This is a genomic window from Rubritalea sp. (assembly GCF_039830215.1).
GTDB lineage: Bacteria > Verrucomicrobiota > Verrucomicrobiia > Verrucomicrobiales > Akkermansiaceae > Rubritalea.
On sequence record NZ_JBDOPO010000223.1, the window covers coordinates 1 to 18,502 of the forward strand.

The following is an 18,502-nucleotide window of genomic DNA, read 5'->3' on the forward strand; positions in this document are numbered from 1 at the left end:
GGCGGTCTCAATGGCTCTACTCACTCGTATGGCTCCCTTACGAAAGAAAGTGAAAACCCTTACCTACGACAACGGCAAAGAGTTCTCAAAGCATCTCTTCATAGATGACATCCTCGACTCACAAGGCAACTTCGCTCACCCTTACAGTTCCTGGGAAAGAGGTTTGAATGAGAATACCAATGGCTTCATCCGTCAATACTTCCCTAAGCGAACAGATTTCGGAGGGGTAACTGACGATCAAATAGCTGAAGTTGAGAGAAAGCTAAACAGCAGACCTCGTAAAGTACTCAACAGAAAGACCCCAAACTTTATGTTTTTAACACCTAACTAACAAGGTGCACTTCCAGGTTGAATCCGCGACCTTTAAAATCTTGAAAATCTATCACCTCCTAACCACTCAAATAGAATTTGTGTATTGGGGACTGACTAATTTTATATTCATCCAGCGCCGCAGTCGCCACCTCGTCTAGTTTACCGACATTAATCTTCATAATAAATGACTTATCAGTATATTTTCCCGCCATGTTCACAAGCAGTGAGTTCATGGCCTGACAGGTTGGTCAACTTTCACTATGGGAATCAAGGATTCCACTAGGACGTTAGCCCCCACTAACCATTTGCGGATATCAGAAACTGGTGCCTTATGCACTTTCTTGATTCCGGCTCTGCGCTCCGATGAAGCATTTCTCCAGCTACATCACTCACGAGACTCCCAACCTTATCACACGAAACTGCACAAAAAAAGACAGAGGATTTTAACACTTAGGGGGATGATTGCTTTCCACATAATCCAAGCACATTAGATCACATCTCATTTAAAACTGATGAGATTCAGCTAGAGAATGGCTCAGAACCCAGCTAAATATGAAAAAGCAAAGAGCTCGAGATCATACGATATCGAGCTCTATAAAAAAGTAATTTAGCTATGTTTACTTAGCGACCAGCGATGGCTTGAACTTGCCAATCTTCCGTACAAGTGTGCGGATTTCACGTTCTAGCTCAGACACCTTACTCTTAGAAAGATCCACCTTAGTTGAAATAGCATTTTCAATGAGCGCATAGCGCTCTGAAAGAATAGAGGAGAGAGCCTCGAAACCTTCTTCAGCAATCTTTCGCTTAGGACAAGACTCATCAGCGGTGTCTATACCTGTCTTCTCACGCTTCTTTTCGAGAAGACGCTGAGCTTCACGCACCTCTGCTAGGATGATCTTCTCATCAGGCACACGGCGAAGATTACTTGTGAGGCCTAACTTAGAAAGGAGCCAGATCATCCACTTAGTTGGATCAAACTGCCAAGATTTCACACCATTGCGATAGTCGTGTTGGAAGGCGTGGTGGTAATTGTGGTAACCTTCTCCACACGTGAAAAGAGCCATGATAGCAGAGTCACGAGCTGTGTTTCCTGAATTGTATGGACGAGACCCAAGCGTGTGGCAGGCAGAATTAATAAAGAAAGTACAATGCTGCACTATAACGATACGGAGGAAGCCAGTCAATAGAAGACAACCGAGGAATCCACGTGTACCGTCGATCCATAGACCAACAAGTGACGGCAATACAATGCCGACGATGAAACCAATAAGGTGAACCCACTTGTCCTGCCACATCACCAACTTATCCTTCTTCAGATCGTTGACGTTATTCATCAATGGCATTGGGTCTAGTTTGAAAAGCAACCAACCTACGTGGGCATAGAAAAACCCGCGGGAAATATCGTATGGGTCTCCATCGTGATCCACGTGCTTGTGGTGGTGCCGGTGGTCTGATGCCCAGCTGAGGCATGAGTTCTCATACGCAGCTGCACCCATAACAAGTGTGGCAAACTTTACCGGCCACTTAGCTTTGAATGAAAGATGAGAGAACAAACGATGATAGCCGAGTGTGATACTCATGATCGTCGCGGTGCAAAAGAACAAGCAGAGTCCAATTTGAAAGAGCAGTAATTCAATAGGCATTTCAGCTCCGTATTTAATAAAATACCAAGGAGAGCCAATGAGAGCTACAAGGCTAGTCACGATAATGAAGATACTGGTCTTCCAGTTGACGCGGTGGAATGGGAAGTCTTTGAACATAATAATTTATATAAATGTATTGATTATCTGCCACTTGGGAAGCCACGCTCCGCAAGCCAGATAATCTGACGTAACCCTAGCTATTGAAAAAAGCCAACAAATTCCCGCTTACGCACGCAACTGAGGCCCAAATATGCAGAACGAGCCTATAAAAATATAGCATTCCTAAACCTATGCATATTCCCATGTAATAGGGGTTCGAGCATTTTGCCGCAAGCAAAATTCTCCGCTTCAAAGCTTCGCGTTTTTTTTCACCACTTACTCCGACTTTATTGGGGTAATACGAGATTTAATACTCAACTTTGTGCATTTTTCTTTGAATTTACTTGGCGCCTGACTCCCAAGATTTAGCTTCAATTGCACCTGTTGCGGCCGCAGCTTCAGCCTGTTTCTTGTTTTTGCCCTTACCTCTCGCCAGGACAACATTATTCCAGTGCACCTCAACGACAAAGTACTTATCATGGTCTGGCCCATCTGCACTCACAACCTTGTAAATTGGGCTTTCTGGTAAAATAGCTTGGAGCACTTCTTGTAGCTGACCTTTTGGATTTTTCTCCTCTGGCTTTTCTGAAATTTTATAGACCTCTTCCTTAGCCACCTTTAGTACCACACCGCGTGCAGCCTCAAATCCTCCATCTAGGTAAACAGCACCAACCAATGCCTCAAAGGCGTCAGCTAATGTTGATGCTCGTTCGCGGCCACCGCTAGCCTCTTCACCTCGCCCCAATAACACATATTCTCCAAGGTCAATCCCACTGGCAAAATTGCACAATGCTTCTTTGGACACCAGCCTTGCACGCATCTTTGTCAAATCTCCTTCTGTAAAGCCTGGAAACAGGTGGTACAAATGCGATGTCAGCGCCAGCTGCAGCACTGCATCACCAAGGAACTCGAGTCGTTGGTTATCGAAATGAGGCCTCTGCGTTTCATACGCTAAGCTTGGGTGCGTCAACGCCTCAGCTAGCAATAGAGAGTTGCGAAATTTATAGTCTAAAAGAGCTTCGAGTGAATCCATCCTATCAAATCAAGTAGAGGCTGGCCATTCAGCGTGATTCCAACACATCTAGCAAGATAAAACCTTAGCCTATGAACAAAAAAGACAACCAAGGGTGCCTTTATCTTTAACATTTTCAAAAAAGCAAAATGGGGTGAATGACGGGACTCGAACCCGCGACAACCGGAATCACAATCCGGGGCTCTACCAACTGAGCTACAATCACCATTTTGATTTACTTGCGCGGGCGAAACGTACCGACTCCCCCCCCGTTGGCAAGATCTTTTTTCACCTTAATTAGCATTTCTTTCCAGTAATCACCTTTGGACAAGACTCTTACCGCACACTTTAGAATTTACAACAATCTAGTTAACAATGGTATAGAGGTAATCTCTGAAGATTAACCTGCAGATAATAGCCTGTAACTATTCCACTCCGACTAGATGGAACGTAGAACACTTTAAAACATGGAACATTTCATTTTCGGCGAAAGAACCCGGAAAACGTTTTTGCCATAACCAGCAGGATCTACCCGCTAACCACCTAGCACTGGCAGTATGCCTAAAACATACAGGCTCCAAACACTAAGCTCCCACTTTTTGTAATTGAGCAGCCCCACTCCCGCGACAGCCATAGCAACACGCCTAAAGGTCGCCCCTCAGCATCCAAATATTCAGCCCCCCTTTGAGCACCTAAAGACACAGATATAACACCCTGCAAATCAATCATCTGACTGTCGACACAGCTCAATGAAGTATCGCCTCGAATCAATCCGAGTAGAGCCAGCGCAAGACTAGCACCACCAAGGAATAGAAGATGCGGCAGCACCATGGCCTCAAGAAGAATGGATGGTTTCCTAGACAACGCGGCTAGCTGCGAGTTATATACATTAGGCGGATACGGGACACTCCTCCACCTAACAAGGATCAGAAAGGGTCTGACATAAATTCACACTACCCGTAGCTTCATAGGTGACACCCTCCAACTGCGGTAGTGAAATCTCCCCGTTTTCACACTTCCATTATCGAGACCTGGCATTAGGCTGAGCAGCATGAGCGAGGAAGCAAAAGACACGCGCCGTGTGATGGAGGCGATTGAGGAATGCGATTCCGCGAAGTTCCTTAAAGCTGCCGATGCATTGCACTACGCCGACCTCGCTGAAATCTTCGAAGGCCTCAACGACGACAAACGTGAATTTTTCTCAGCTCACATCGACAAGGAAAAGTTTGCCGACGTCATCACCGACCTCCCTGACACCCTCGTTGAAGAGACAATGGGGCGTCTCGACACTGACGAACAGCGAGAGATCCTTGATCAAGTTTCTGACGACGACCGAGTCGACATCCTTCAAGACGTTTCCGATGACGCTCGCGAACGACTTCTGGAACTCGTCGAGCCCGACGACATCGAGGTCACTAAGTCCCTGCTCAAATACGGCGAACACACTGCTGGTGGTCGTATGACAACGCACTTCGGCAGCATCCGCGCCGAGATGACAATCAAAGAGGCCCTTCGCAGCCTGCGCGAATACAGTGATGAGACGGAATCCTTTTCTCGGGTTTACGTCGTGGACGCCAAAGAAAGGCTCTGTGGCTATGTTCGTTTCCGCGACCTCGCTTTCAATACCTGGGAAACAAAAATTTCTTCCGTCCAGCGCGAAGTCAAACGCTCCATCCTAGCCTCAGCCGACCAGGAAGAAGCTGCGCAAATGGTGTCAAAGTACGACCTCTTCGTGCTTCCTGTCGTGGACGAGCAAAACCGTATTCTCGGAATCATCACTCACGATGATGTGGTCGAGATCCTCGAAGAAGAGTCCACTGAAGATATGGAGAAAATGGCGGGTTTCTCAGGTGAAATTTCAGAAGAAACCTACCTCAACACCCCGACAATGACCCACTTCAAGCGCCGTTTCCCGTGGCTCTTCGGACTGGCCGTTTTAGCGATTGCCTCAGGTATCGTCATGATCAAATTCGAGCACGTCCTCGAAAGCCTCTTTATCCTCTCTCTCTTCCTTCCTATGGTAGTTGCTGCTGGCGGCAACACCGGTGGCCAAGCCTCCACCATGGTTATTCGTGCAATGGCACTTGGCGAGCTAGACGAAGGAACCCTCTGGCGCGTTGCCTGGAAAGAACTCAGACTCGGGCTCATGCTAGGTTCCTTACTCGGTATCGGTATGGCAATCATCACCCTCTTTATCGTCCCCATGTTTTATCATGAGATGCCGCCGGCAATCGGCTTCACCAAATTTGCTGCCGCCGTCGCCATTTCTCTCGGCGTTCAGATCACCTCATCCACCCTCGTCGGCTCCCTTCTACCAATCGGAGCACGCGCTGCTAAAATTGACCCTGCAGTTGTCGCCGCTCCAGCTATCACAACTATCGTCGACGTCTCCGGCATGGTGATCTACTTCTTCGTTGCAAAAGCAATCCTCGGCCTCTAAGCCCACTTCATACACCACTTCTTGCGAAGCAAGTGACTTAGCTTTTCACTTAACACTTCCAACTTCACACTTTTTAAATCATGGCCCGACCAGACGCAACAGCAGAACTCTCAGCCTCCCTTAAAGAACGCATCCTGATGCTCGATGGAGCAATGGGAACCACCATCCGCGGCTACGGACTCACCGAGGCTGATGCCCGTGGCAAACGCTTCAAGGACATCGATAAGGACATTCTCAACAATGGCGATATTCTCAGCCTCACCAAACCTGACGTCATCTACGACATCCACCTTCGCTTCCTCAATGCTGGCTCAGACATCATCGAAACCAACTCATTCTCCGGCACTTCGATCGCCCAGTCTGAGTTCTTCGTAGAAGACCCACGCGAAACTGGCAAAGGGCGTAAAGACCCAGCATTCTACCAAACTGTCATCGACGACCCATACCTCAAAGACCTCGCATGGGAAATCAACCTAGAGTCAGCAAAACTCGCGCGCAAAGCCTGTGACGAAGTAGAAGCCAAGACCGGAATCAAGCGCTACGCCGCAGGTGCGATCGGACCAATGACCGTCGGCCTCAACAACTCAGCTGTAGACCCAGACGACCCAGGATTTCGCGTGGTAACATTCGACCAAGTCTACGAAGACTACAAACGCCAGATCAGAGCACTGATCGAAGGCGGCGTAGACATACTAATGGTAGAAACCATCTTCGACGCCCTCAACTCCAAGTGCGCACTCGTCGCCATCCAAGACATTTTCGAAGAAGACTCTATCAAACTTCCTATCATCATCTCAGCGGCTGTAGGCCGCGGTGGTGAGACCATGATCTCAGCGCTGAAGATCGAAGCCCTATGGAATGCTTGTGCACACGTCAAACCGCTCGCGATCGGACTCAACTGCTCGCTCGGCCCTGACGAGATGCGCGAATTCATCGGCGAGCTTAGCGGTTGTGCAGGAGCCTTTGTTTCATGTTACCCGAACGCCGGGATGCCTGACGCCCTCTCCGAGACCGGCTTCCCTTTCCTCCCGCACGACATGTATAGTAAAGTCAAAGACTTCGCCGAATCTGGCTTTATCAACCTCGCTGGTGGTTGCTGCGGAAACACCCCAGAGCACATCGCAGAAATCGCTCGTGCAGTCAAAGGCGTGAAACCCCGTGAAATCCCAGTCATCGAGCCCCTACTCCGACTTTCCGGAACCGAAGCATACAACCACACTGCGGACAAAAACTTCCTGATGATCGGTGAGCGCACCAATGTCGCAGGATCACCAAAGTTCCGTAGACTCATCCAAGAAGACAAGCTCGAAGAAGCTCTCGCCATCGCCCGCCAGCAGGTCGACAATGGCGCTCCAGTCATCGACATCTGTTTTGATGACGGACTCATCGACGGTGTCGAAATGATGACGCGCTTCCTAAACCTAGTGCAATCCGAGCCAGACATCACCAAAGTCCCCATCACGGTCGACTCCTCAAAGTGGGAGATCATCGAAGCCGGCCTCAAGTGCCTTCAGGGCAAGGGAATTGTCAACTCGATCTCACTCAAAGAAGGGGAAGAAGTCTTCAAATCGCACGCCCGCACGATCATGAAGTTTGGTGCAGCCGCTGTGGTCATGGCTTTCGATGAAAATGGTCAAGCCGCCACCTTCGAAGAAAAAATCCGCATCTGTGAGCGTGCCTACCACGTGCTGGTCGACGAAGTTGGTTTCAACCCACAGGACATAATCTTCGACCCGAACATCCTTACAGTTGCTACAGGAATCGAAGAGCATAACAACTACGCGGTCGACTTCTTCAAAGCCACCAAGTGGATCAAAGACAACCTCCCTGGAGCCAAAATTTCTGGTGGTGTCTCTAACGTATCCTTCTCCTTCCGCGGCAACAACCCAGTGCGCGAAGCAATGCACGCAGCCTTCCTCTACCACGCAGGTAAGAATGGAATGGACATGGGCATCGTCAACGCTGGCATGCTAGAAGTCTACGACGAAGTAGAACCAAAGATGCTCAAGCACGTCGAAGATGTCCTACTCAACTCCGACCCAGACGCTACCGAGCGCCTGCTAGATTTCGCGGAACAATTCAAAGGAGTCAAAAAGGCAGCCCAACTCGCCGACCTCTCATGGCGCGAAACCACTGTTGAGAAGCGTCTCGAGTACGCCCTCCTCCGAGGCATCGACAATTTCATCAATGAAGACACCCAAGAAGCTCTAGAGAAATACCTTCAACCACTCAAAGTAATCGAAGGCCCGCTGATGGACGGCATGTCCGTTGTTGGTGACCTTTTCGGTGCCGGTAAAATGTTCCTGCCGCAGGTGGTCAAATCCGCCCGTGTGATGAAAAAATCCGTCGCCTACCTCGAACCATTCATGGTAGAGGAAAAAGCAGAGAAGCTGGCTTACAAGATCAAGGAACTTCAAGACGCAGACCCATCACTCACCGACTCAGAAGCTCTCAACGAAGCCGAGAAATCCGCATCCGCTGGCCGAGTCGTCATGGCAACCGTCAAAGGTGACGTGCACGACATCGGTAAGAACATCGTGGGCGTAGTTCTCGCCTGCAATGGCTTCGAAGTCATCGACATGGGCGTCATGGTTCCCTGTGATAAAATTCTCGACACAGCTATCGAAAAGCGCGCCGACATCATCGGACTCTCCGGCCTCATCACCCCATCACTCGATGAAATGATCCACGTTGGAAAAGAAATGGAACGCCGTGGCATGAAGCTACCAATTCTCGTCGGTGGCGCTACCACATCAGCAGCGCATACAGCAGTGAAAATTGCCCCTGGCTACTCTGGCCCGATAGTCCACGTGCTCGACGCCTCGCGTTCAGTCCCAGTCACCACCACACTCCTCTCCAAGGGTAACAGAGATAAATTCATCGAAGAAAACAACGAGCGCCATCAGAAGCTTCGCGACAACTTCAATAAGAAGTCTAAGCCGACCATAGAACTCGAACAAGCACGCAACAACAAACCAGTATTCGATTGGGCTAACTACAAACCAGCCCAGCCAGAATTCACCGGCACACGCGTGGTAGACAACCAATCACTGCGCGAGCTTGCCGAGTACATCGACTGGACACCATTCTTCCACGCATGGGAGCTTAGAGGCGTGTGGGATCGTGAAAGCAAGACCCTTAAAACCCGCAACCAAGAAGGCGCCAATCAAGCCCAAGAACTCTTCGCTGATGCGCAAGAAATCCTCGAAGATATCATTCAGCACAAACGCTTCACCACACGTGGCGTCTACGGATTCTTTCCAGCCAACAGCACAGGCGACGACATCACAGTCTGGACCGATGAGTCACGCTCTGAAGAAGCTGCCACCCTCCACACACTCCGCCAGCAGATCGAGAAAACATCAGACAAACCACACTTCGCCCTAAGCGACTATGTGGCTCCAATCAACAATCAAGCATCAGCAATCAGAGATTACATTGGTGGTTTCGTTGTAGGTATCCACGGCGCGGACGAATGGTCGAAGCAAGTCGAAGATGCTGAGCACGACCCTTATAAAGGCATCATGATCAAAGCAATCGCCGACCGTCTAGCAGAAGCCTTCGCTGAGCTGCTCCACCACCGTGCTCGTGTTGCATGGGGATACGAGCGCTCAAACGAGTTCAACCACAACGAACTAATCAAGGAAATATACCGAGGTATCCGCCCAGCTCCAGGCTACCCATCACAGCCAGATCACACCGAGAAGCCAATCCTATTCGAGCTTCTCGAAGCCCAAGAAAAAACCGGTGTAGAGCTCACTGAATCCTGCGCAATGCACCCAGGTGCTGCAGTTTCAGGCCTGCTCTTCTCACACCCAGAATCGCATTACTTCGCCATCTCTGAGCTACAAGAAGACCAGATCAAAGACTACGCCGAGCGTAAAGGATGGAGCCAAGAAAAAGCCGAGCGTTGGCTCGGACCATGGCTCGGCTATAATGCTTAGTCACCTTCAGCGGAAGGTGAAGCATCTGCTAAATGAAATTAGCAGGCGACTAATACTACCTTTCTTTAACGAGAACGCTTTCGGTATCGTTCTTTTAAGCCACACTCGGAGCGCTTCTGCCATCTTGGATACTGCTCTTCATCAAGACATGGGGTTGCTCTACTTGCTCTGAGTTCTCTTTATCGAGGTTAGCGGTCTCCGCTGAATCGAGATCTAGAATTACTGCTTGGAGCAATGCAGCAAAGTTCCCTTCTTAACTCCTAACTTAGCTTTTACAATGAAGCCGAACCCAATCAAGATCATGAAGAGTGAAAGGAATTGGCCCATAGTCCACTCGCTGCCTACTATGCTGATATTGGCAATCTCTGGCTCACGAAACTTCTCCATAGATATCCGGAAGATCGCGTAAAAAATGAAGAACAAGCCGGTAAGCACGCCATGGGCTAGCTTAGGAAACTTTAAACGGACCGCGAAGAGTATTAGAAAGAGCAAGAAACCTTCCAGCGCAGCTTGAAATAGCTGGGACGGATAGCGTGGTTCCAAATAATGCGCTACAGCTTCTCTCACATCAGGATTCTGCCGAATCGCCGCATTCAGCATTTCAGCTTTCTGGCTAGCAAGCGCCTGAAAATCAGCCAAACCCTGAGAGCCTGCTGGCAGCTCTCCAGCTAAGTATGCATCACTGCTCTTAATAAGTTTCTCGTAATACTCCGTGTACTCACCACCTTTGTCTGCACGAGCTGCCGCAGCCTGAGTCAGCATCGGCTTAGTGCCCTCTACTGTATTACCATCCCACAGAGCATTAGGAAATTTCATAGCCCAGGCATATCCTTGGTCGACTCGCCCGTAGAGTTCACCATTGATGAAGTTCGCTAGGCGTCCAAACATAATCCCCAAAGGGGCCACGACACAGAGACCATCGCCCAGTCCAGTCCACGACACTTTTTTATTTTTGGCGTAGACAAAAGTAAAGATCATCAGTCCCAAAATTCCACCATGACTAGCCATACCACCTTCCCAAACGCGGAAAACCACAAGCGGATCCTCTAGCAACTCTTGCCTTTGATAAATCAGCACATTGCCAATTCGCCCACCGAGGAATACCCCAAAAACCGCGGCATAGGCAATGAAGTCACCAACTACCCTCCCTGGAAGAACCCAGAGTTTTCTGGCGGCTAACCATTTCAATAGAAAATAGCCAACAACGAAAGCCATCAAGTAGGCCAAGCCGTACCAACGGATCTTAATAGTATCCGTGATTTCAACAATCACAGGGTTGAGGTCATGTACGTATATTGCGAGCACGGCAAATAGCTGACATATTCACAGCTCACTGTCCAGCCGGCATCCTACCTTAGCGAACACGTGAGGCAAACTAGACCTCTGACTTTTGATACATCTCTTTGCATCATAAGTAGAAACTACTGGGCTCAGCTAAGTCCAGTAACTTTGCCTACAAGTATTCGGTCAGTCCAGCGACCGTCGCCGCATCGAGCTTACGCACCAAGGCCTTACTCAGCTTGACCATTTCTAAATAGTCGTTGATATCGATCACCCCATTGTGTGAGTGAATATATCTAGCCGGAGTACCTAATACAATGGATGGAATACCTTCGTTAGCTTGGTGAAAGCTCCCCGCGTCTGTGCCGCCGCTGCTACGCATGGTAAGCTGGTAGCGAATAGCTTCTTGCTCAGCTGTCTCTACTACCAGCTGTACCAATTTAGGGTTCATAATCGCTGTCGGGTCTTGCATGCGGACTTGCACACCGCCCCCAAGCTTTCCTTGGGCCTCATTTTTAGGAAAACCTGGAGCGTCGTCTGCTGGTGGACCTTCTAGTACTATTGTCACATCAGGCTTAGTTTTGACTGCAGCCACCTTGGAACCTCGTAACCCGACTTCCTCCTGTACGGTACCACTGACAATTAAGGTATTCGGGATTTTTTCACAGCTGAGTTCCTGCGCCGTCTGGATCGCACAAGCCATTCCCACTCGGTTATCGAATGCTTTGGCCATGTAGTAATCACGCTTCTGCATCGCTGTGAATTCTGTATCGGGCGCAATAGGATCTCCCAGTCGAATCCCAAAATCTCGCTCGGCTTCCTCATCGCTGGCAGCACCGACATCTATGAATAAGGCTCCAAGCGCCATGACCTTATTGCGCTCAGATGTAGGCAAAAAATGGGGTGGCTTGCTAGATATCACTCCCAGCACCTTAGCTCCAGAACTCGTTTTCACATAAACGCGTTGGCTCAGAAGCGTGTGTGCCCACCACCCTCCAACAGGTAGAAATTTTATAAATCCATCCGGTGTGATATGCTGTACGCGGAATCCAACTTCATCCATATGGCCTGCCAATAAAATTTTTGGTCCATCTCCTCGCTCACAATAGACGCCACCCATGTGGTCAGTGCTGATATCCCCCATCGCGCTTAGTTCTTTAGAGAAAATTTCACGCACTTCGTCTTCATAACCTGGCACACTGTGCGCTTCCGTGAGACTCTTTAATAGAGATATCGCCTTGTCTTTCATTTGAAAAAGACTACGCAAGCACTGGCACTCGTGTAAACCACGAACGCCTTACTATAAAACAACTTACATTATGGCTCAGGTCCGCGATCTCCACGTCACTAAAAACGTCCCACTCCCTACTCCAACAGCTCTCATGCAAGAGGTTGTTCGTAATTCGAAGCAGGCCGAATTCATCGCTAATTCACGCGAAATTATCCGTAACATTCTACAAGGAACTGATGAGCGGTTTCTCCTCATCGTCGGTCCTTGCTCGATCCACGACACCAAGGCTGGTCTCGAGTATGCTCAGAAGCTTGCGAAGCTTGCTGAAGAAGTGAAGGATAAGATTTACATCGTGATGCGTGTCTACTTTGAGAAACCACGCACTACTACCGGCTGGAAAGGTCTCATCATGGACCCTAATCTCGACGGCTCTGACGACATCTCAGAAGGCCTCAAGCAAGCTCGCACTTTCCTCCGCCAAGTAATAGACGCAGGTCTCCCTACCGCCACTGAGCTGCTCGACCCTATCACTCCGCAATACATCGCCGACCTCATTTCGTGGTCCGCTATCGGTGCCCGCACCACAGAATCTCAGACCCACCGCCAGATGGCATCAGGTCTCTCCATGCCACTTGGTTTCAAGAACAACACTGCCGGCGATCTCGCCGCTGCTGTCAACGCTATCAATGCCGCTGGCAAGCCTCAGAAATTCCTAGGCGTTGCTGAAACTGGCATGGCTTCCGCTGTGACTACTTCAGGTAACCCAGACTGCCACATCATCCTCCGCGGTGGTGCAAACGGCCCTAACTACGGTGCATATGACGTAGCTGAAGCCATTGACAAACTCAACAAGAGCGGCGTCAGCGATGCAATCATGACCGATGCCTCACACGCTAACTGCGGTAAGGACGACACCAAGATGCCTAGCGTCTATCGTGAAATCGTTCGCCAACGTGCTAACGGCAATAAGAAGGTAGTCGCCGCAATGCTCGAGTCTAACCTCGTAGCGGGCAACCAAAAGTTCCCTCAGCCACTCGAGACACTCACCTACGGACAGTCCATTACTGACAAGTGCATCGACTGGAACACCACAGTGACTCTCGTCAACGAGACTTTTGCCGCTCTGTAACAGATCTCAAGAAGAGAAACTAAATTTTCCACTACGCCCTCATCGACGGCTGTTTTTTTCTGTGCTAGAGCGGTAATCAAAAAGCCTAATCCATTTAACTTGTGCCCTTTTCTGGAAAAAGTGTGACTCACCTCACTGCTCAATATTTTACAAGTGCTACAAAAAAATACTAAGCTTTACTTAGCCAGTAAAAATACTGCCGCCAGAGCTTATCCTCTAGCGACCTTTTGTACAATGAACTAACAACTTTTATAAATTCTTATCTACCAAACTGAAACTGGAACCCATTTTCCTGTTTCATACCCCCGAGCCCTAAAGCATCGATTCTTGCTCGGACTCCAGCAGGGACTGCAGCCATATCTTCAGCTGTTTCATAAGGGCCGGAATAGAGCACCTTTCCACATCTATCCTTCACTTCAACTTGCCTACCAGATTCATCAGTCACTTTGAAACGGATACTACCTTGATCATCCATCATTGTAAAAGTACCACTATAGTTACTATTGCCCTTCATGCGAAAATCATCGAAATCAAGCTGTACACTTTTCACTTTTTTCTTCAACTGATCGAGATCTGCCATTTGAATATCCATTTGAGCAAACTGGTTTTCAAGCTGCCGGACTTGACTCAGCATCATCTCCTCGACCCTGAGACGATAAGCATCAGGAAGTTGCTGAAATAACTCAGGAAGATTCTCGAATACTTCTACTTGAGCCTTTGAAGACTGCAGTTTTTTCGACTCAGGACGATACTTTGGTAGATACTCAGGCCGCGCTTCCAGCTTCACCTTCTTCATCACCTTTTTACCAGAAGTGAAAACTTCGACGTCTAAGGTTTGATCAATCTCAGCCCCATTAAGAGCAGTGCGCAAGTCATTCATTCCCTTGATTTTCTTATCACCAATTTTGGTGATAATATCAAATTTTTTGATGCCGGACTTCGCAGCTGCCCCATCACCAGCTACAAGCTCGACCGTAACGCCGTGAGCAATACTCAGCTGAGCTGCTAAAGCTGGCTTGATCGGTTGACCTGCAACTCCGAGCCAAACCTTAGGAGCAGTTTGTTCTTTCTGTACTTGTTCATGCTTGATCTCAGGCTCCTGAATTGGTGTGAGTCGCTCAATCGCATAACCACTGCCAGAGAGAACTACTGCGACTAGGCTCGTGATACTGAAAATTTTATTCATCTTTAAATATTTAATTATTAATAACTTATTATCTTAATAGCGTGATCCCCTGCAGTTTTAGTCTAATGAATTTCAACAGGGACCGCATAATATTCAATCCGCGGTTGCTTCACTTTATAAACTTTCCCATCGCGTCCACGAATAGTGACTTTGTCTTCAAACTCTACTTGCATAAGGCGTAGTGGGCGCCCCTGTGAATCATAGGTGATCACATCTTTCGAGGCGCCTTTGACCTGCGTTCCAAATTGGGAATTACTCGCTGGTACTACATTTTGAATATTCTGCTTTGCTGCTACTTGAGGAACTCGATCAGCCACCGAGTTAGCGTTATCCGCAAATGTGGATTCAGTTGTACTGACACCATTAAATACTGTGTATGATACAGCTCCGATCAAAGCTACGGCCGCTGCCGATGCCCATGCGTTGAAAAATCGTAGTCGACCTTTCTCCTTCCTTACCGGTTCAAATGCTACAATTTTCTCCTCGACTGGAACACTTTCCTGCCAACGTTCCATAGCTTGCTCCATACGCGCTAGCATGTCGTCCGGCATTGCTGCTGGCGAAAATTTTTCTAGCTGATCTTCGATCTCTCGTAGTTCGTCGTTCATGGTGTCTCTTTTGTGTTGGGTGTGATTATTTATAGGGAAAGGTTTCCCTCATGTCGCACGTGTGAAAGCTGCCTTCGCAATGCTTCGAGTCCGTATCGGTATCTGGATGCTGCTGTGTTCTGAGAAATGTCGAGCGCTTCGCCTATTTCAGAAAAGGTTCGTCCACCCCAAACCTTCATCACAATGACTTCAGAAAATTTCGTAGGCAGCTCTTTTAAAATCTTTTCAATATAGTCGCGCGACTCTTCAGTCGCCGCGTCACTGTCGAACCATGGGTCCAATTTTCCACCTGTCTCATATTGACGCTCGATCTCCGCTTTTCGCTCACGTTTGCCTCGTCGGTCTGACTTACGTCCGAGATCGATCGCGCATCGGCGAATAGCAGTGTAAAGATAGGGAAGCCAAGACTGCTGTCCGCCATCGAATGTCCCCTCTGCCACTTTTCGGGATAGTTTCACCAAGGCATCTTGCAGAACATCTTCAGCATCTGCGATAGATCGAGTCTGGTGACGAGCAAACAACAACAACTTTGAACCATGCTCTTTGAGCCATGCTGCCCATGTCATTTCTGTGTTTAGTTGTGCAGTTGCGCCTGTCATAGTTTCCTGATTTACATTCATAGAGCGTCTCCTCTTTCATCATTTGTTTATTCATCTGCACTTTTTCAAAATGCGTGAAACAAAAATCCCAGTACAGCCAATAATCCAATCAATAAGCGAGATCAGATCTCAAGTCAGCCAACGGCCCGTGGCAGACTCGTTGACTTTTTTTATTTCAGCGGGTGGACCTTCAGCAACTATCTGACCTCCTAATTCCCCACCGCTTGGACCGAGGTCTATCACCCAGTCTGCCTCACGAATCACATCAAGCTGATGCTCCACTACAATAAGAGAATTCCCTTCATCCCGTAATTTTTTAAGAACGGTCATCAGCACAGCCACATCTTGAAAGTGTAAGCCAGTGGTGGGTTCATCGAGTAGATAGAGTGCGTTGCCAGCACTCTTCTTTGCCAACTCAGTGGCCAATTTCACGCGTTGTGCCTCTCCACCACTCAAGGTATTCGCTGCCTGCCCTAGCTTCATATAGCCTAACCCAACCTCACACAGAGATTTCAAAATGGCTTCGAGCTTGGGGATTGCTTGAAAGAAGGCATATCCCTCTTCAGCAGTCATGGCCAATACGTCAGCTATGCTAACACCTTTATAAGTCACCTCCAAGGTCTCGCGGTTATAGCGTTGCCCATTACAGGCGTCACAATGGACATAAACATCGCTGAGGAAATGCATATCGATCTTGATCTTGCCGTCTCCCTGACACCGTTCACATCGACCACCTCGCACGTTAAAACTGAACCTACCAGCCTTATAGCCCCTCTGGCGAGACAGTGGCAGCTTAGCAAAAATCTGGCGCACATGATCCAATGCTCCTGTGTACGTTGCTGGGTTAGACCTCGGACTTTTCCCTAGAGGACTTTGATCCACGACTACCATTCGATCTATTCCTTCATAGCCTTCTATTGAGTCATGCTTACCTGGAACAGCCTTCGCTCCATGGAACTTACGAGCCAAAGCCCGTTTCAAAATCCTATTAGTCAATGTAGATTTACCACTGCCACTGGGACCAGTGACACAGACAATTTGCCCCAACGGGAAACGAACATCCAAGTTTTGTAAATTGTGCTCACGAGCACCCCGTACGACCAGATCTCCCATCGTTGCCTCCCTACCAAAACTTAAGGGCTGAATCGGCTGATTGAGCCACTTCCCTGTTGGGGAACCTTCATTTTTACTGACACTTTCTGGCGTGCCCTCAGCCAAAATATACCCGCCATTTGCACCCGCTACTGGACCAATATCAATCACCCAGTCAGATTCTCGAATCATTTCCTCGTCGTGCTCAACAACAACAACCGTATTGCCCACATCTCGTAAACGTTTCAAAGCTCCAATCAATCTCGCATTATCCTCCTGATGGAGACCTATGCTCGGCTCATCTAACACGTATACCACTCCCGCTAAGCCAGCTCCAATTTGGGTCGCTAAACGAATACGTTGCGACTCACCACCACTCAAGCTCGCACTCGTCCGGTCTAATGGTAAATAACCTAACCCCACTTCATGCAGAAAGCCCAAACGCTCGCGGACTGCCTCGACAAGCCCCCCTGCAACTTCCTGTTTATTTTCAGGCAATATGATTGTTTTCAACCACTCTATGCTGTCCTCAACTGAAAATTCACAAAACTCTTGAATTCCAATATTCTCATTATCCCCATCCAGCTTCACAGCTAAAATCTGTGGCTTTAAGCGCTTTCCATTACACGAAGAACAGGCGTGATTAGCCATATACTTCCCCATACTTTTTTTAACTCCGTCGCTAGACGTTTCAGAGTACAAGCGCTCAATTGTAGTACAAAGGCCTTCAAATTCTTTATGCCAAGGCATTTCCTCACCATCTCGTTCCCAAGTTAGAGTGATCTTCTCATCACCCATTCCATAGAATAGCCCTTGGGTAAATTCTTCAGGTAATTCCTGAAAAGGTAGCGTAGTGTCGACGTCAAAGTGTGCGACGACTGCCTCCACTTGGCGCTGCATCCACCCCTTCTTCTTTTTTGTCCCCCCCCACAAGTGAAGAGCGCCACGGTCTATCGACTTCGATGCATCGGGTACAATCAAAGTGGGATCGCAATACACATGTGTCCCTAGTCCGTGGCATACCTCACATGCGCCTTTATGCGAATTGAATGAAAAATCCTGCGGTGTAAGCGATCCCAATTCGAAGCCAGTTTTAGCGTTTCTATAGCTCGTAGCAAAACTGATTTCATTCCAAGTATCCTCACTTGGCTCCATCACTAAACAACGCGCTTCTTGTCCGCATATTCGCAAACATGTCTCAACACTATCAGCCAAACGGCTTTCCATTCCTTCACGAATAACCAAACGATCCACCACGATTTCTACAGCCTCCGCCACTTCTGGCCACAATCCCAATGCTTCATCGGCTTCCAAAATTTCACCATTGACCCGGATTCTAACGAATCCTTGTCGCTGTAGGTCACCGAGTAATCGTTCGGCATCATTTACTTCTACCAAAGGGACTGGTGCCAACATAATGAGCTTCGTTCTTTCTGCCCGGCCTAACAAACTCTGAACAATATCCGCCGATGACATTTTTACTAAACGCTCACCGCTGTCAGGATCATGCGGCACCCCGACCGATGCATACAGCACTCTAAGATAGTCATAAATCTCTGTCGCAGTCGCAATTGTCGACCGAGGATTACCACCACCAGCTCTTTGGTCAATTGCGATAGCCGGACTTAAACCTTCTATGCCATCCACATCTGGCTTCTCAAGTTTTTCTAAAAATTGACGTGCATAGGTAGATAAGCTTTCCACATAGCGTCGTTGGCCCTCCGCATAAAGAGTATGAAAGGCTAAACTCGACTTTCCACTCCCACTTGGTCCAGTAATCACCACAAGCTTATCGCGAGGAATATCAACGTTCACATTCTTTAAATTGTGCTGCCGGGCTCCCCGTATTTTTATCAAATCCACAGACAAACTTTAGCATTCACAGTGATACTCCTCAAGCATCCGGGCACAAAAAAGTCCGCTTCC

12 protein-coding genes and 1 tRNA gene are annotated in these 18,502 nt (G+C 48.4%); 4 read left to right on the plus strand and 9 right to left on the minus strand.

Translation table 11 applies throughout. The features are described 5' to 3' along the window. The coding region (locus tag ABGY95_RS07485) for an IS30 family transposase (protein ID WP_347441067.1) at window positions 1–331 on the plus strand (331 nt) is incomplete at its 5' end. 598 nt (window positions 332–929) lie between these two features. Here the strand turns inward: ABGY95_RS07485 and ABGY95_RS07490 are convergent. The 3 genes from ABGY95_RS07490 to ABGY95_RS07500 all read right to left on the minus strand — a co-directional run bounded on the left by ABGY95_RS07490 (window position 930) and on the right by ABGY95_RS07500 (window position 3,292). Next, window positions 930–2,072, minus strand: coding sequence for a fatty acid desaturase (locus ABGY95_RS07490; RefSeq protein WP_347441068.1), 1,143 nt, complete (start codon window positions 2,070–2,072; stop codon window positions 930–932). A 322-nt stretch (window positions 2,073–2,394) separates the two neighbouring features. Next, the gene (gene rnc, locus ABGY95_RS07495) at window positions 2,395–3,087 is read right to left on the minus strand and encodes a ribonuclease III (protein WP_347441069.1); all 693 of its coding nucleotides are present in this window, start codon (window positions 3,085–3,087) and stop codon (window positions 2,395–2,397) included. Between the two features lie 129 nt (window positions 3,088–3,216). Then, a tRNA-His gene (locus tag ABGY95_RS07500) sits at window positions 3,217–3,292 on the minus strand. 825 nt (window positions 3,293–4,117) lie between these two features. Here ABGY95_RS07500 and mgtE point away from each other — a divergent pair. Beyond that, the gene (gene mgtE, locus ABGY95_RS07505) at window positions 4,118–5,506 is read left to right on the plus strand and encodes a magnesium transporter (protein ID WP_347441070.1); all 1,389 of its coding nucleotides are present in this window, start codon (window positions 4,118–4,120) and stop codon (window positions 5,504–5,506) included. Between the two features lie 80 nt (window positions 5,507–5,586). Further along, a complete protein-coding gene (gene metH / locus ABGY95_RS07510) occupies window positions 5,587–9,450 on the plus strand; it encodes a methionine synthase (protein ID WP_347441071.1) in 3,864 nt (1,287 codons plus the stop codon). A 219-nt stretch (window positions 9,451–9,669) separates the two neighbouring features. On the opposite strand, the gene lgt is transcribed toward metH, so the two are convergent. Beyond that, window positions 9,670–10,755, minus strand: a complete 1,086-nt coding sequence (gene lgt, locus ABGY95_RS07515; RefSeq protein ID WP_347441072.1) for a prolipoprotein diacylglyceryl transferase — start codon at window positions 10,753–10,755, stop codon at window positions 9,670–9,672. Between the two features lie 148 nt (window positions 10,756–10,903). Then, complete coding sequence (locus ABGY95_RS07520; protein WP_347441073.1) at window positions 10,904–11,980, minus strand: M42 family metallopeptidase; 1,077 nt, start codon at window positions 11,978–11,980, stop codon at window positions 10,904–10,906. A 70-nt stretch (window positions 11,981–12,050) separates the two neighbouring features. On the opposite strand from ABGY95_RS07520, the gene ABGY95_RS07525 reads away from it, so the two are divergent. Next, window positions 12,051–13,091, plus strand: a complete 1,041-nt coding sequence (locus ABGY95_RS07525; RefSeq protein ID WP_347441074.1) for a 3-deoxy-7-phosphoheptulonate synthase — start codon at window positions 12,051–12,053, stop codon at window positions 13,089–13,091. 259 nt (window positions 13,092–13,350) lie between these two features. Here ABGY95_RS07525 and ABGY95_RS07530 read toward each other — a convergent pair whose 3' ends face one another. The 4 genes from ABGY95_RS07530 to uvrA form a co-directional block, all read right to left on the minus strand. Next, window positions 13,351–14,277, minus strand: coding sequence for a PDZ domain-containing protein (locus ABGY95_RS07530; RefSeq protein WP_347441075.1), 927 nt, complete (start codon window positions 14,275–14,277; stop codon window positions 13,351–13,353). 62 nt (window positions 14,278–14,339) lie between these two features. Then, window positions 14,340–14,885, minus strand: coding sequence for a hypothetical protein (locus ABGY95_RS07535; RefSeq protein ID WP_347441076.1), 546 nt, complete (start codon window positions 14,883–14,885; stop codon window positions 14,340–14,342). Window positions 14,886–14,914: 29 nt separating this feature from the next. Further along, window positions 14,915–15,484, minus strand: coding sequence for an RNA polymerase sigma factor (locus ABGY95_RS07540; RefSeq protein WP_347441077.1), 570 nt, complete (start codon window positions 15,482–15,484; stop codon window positions 14,915–14,917). Between the two features lie 129 nt (window positions 15,485–15,613). Further along, entirely contained in the window at window positions 15,614–18,439 is a 2,826-nt protein-coding gene (gene uvrA, locus ABGY95_RS07545) for an excinuclease ABC subunit UvrA (protein WP_347441078.1), read from the minus strand. Window positions 18,440–18,502 lie beyond the last annotated feature (63 nt).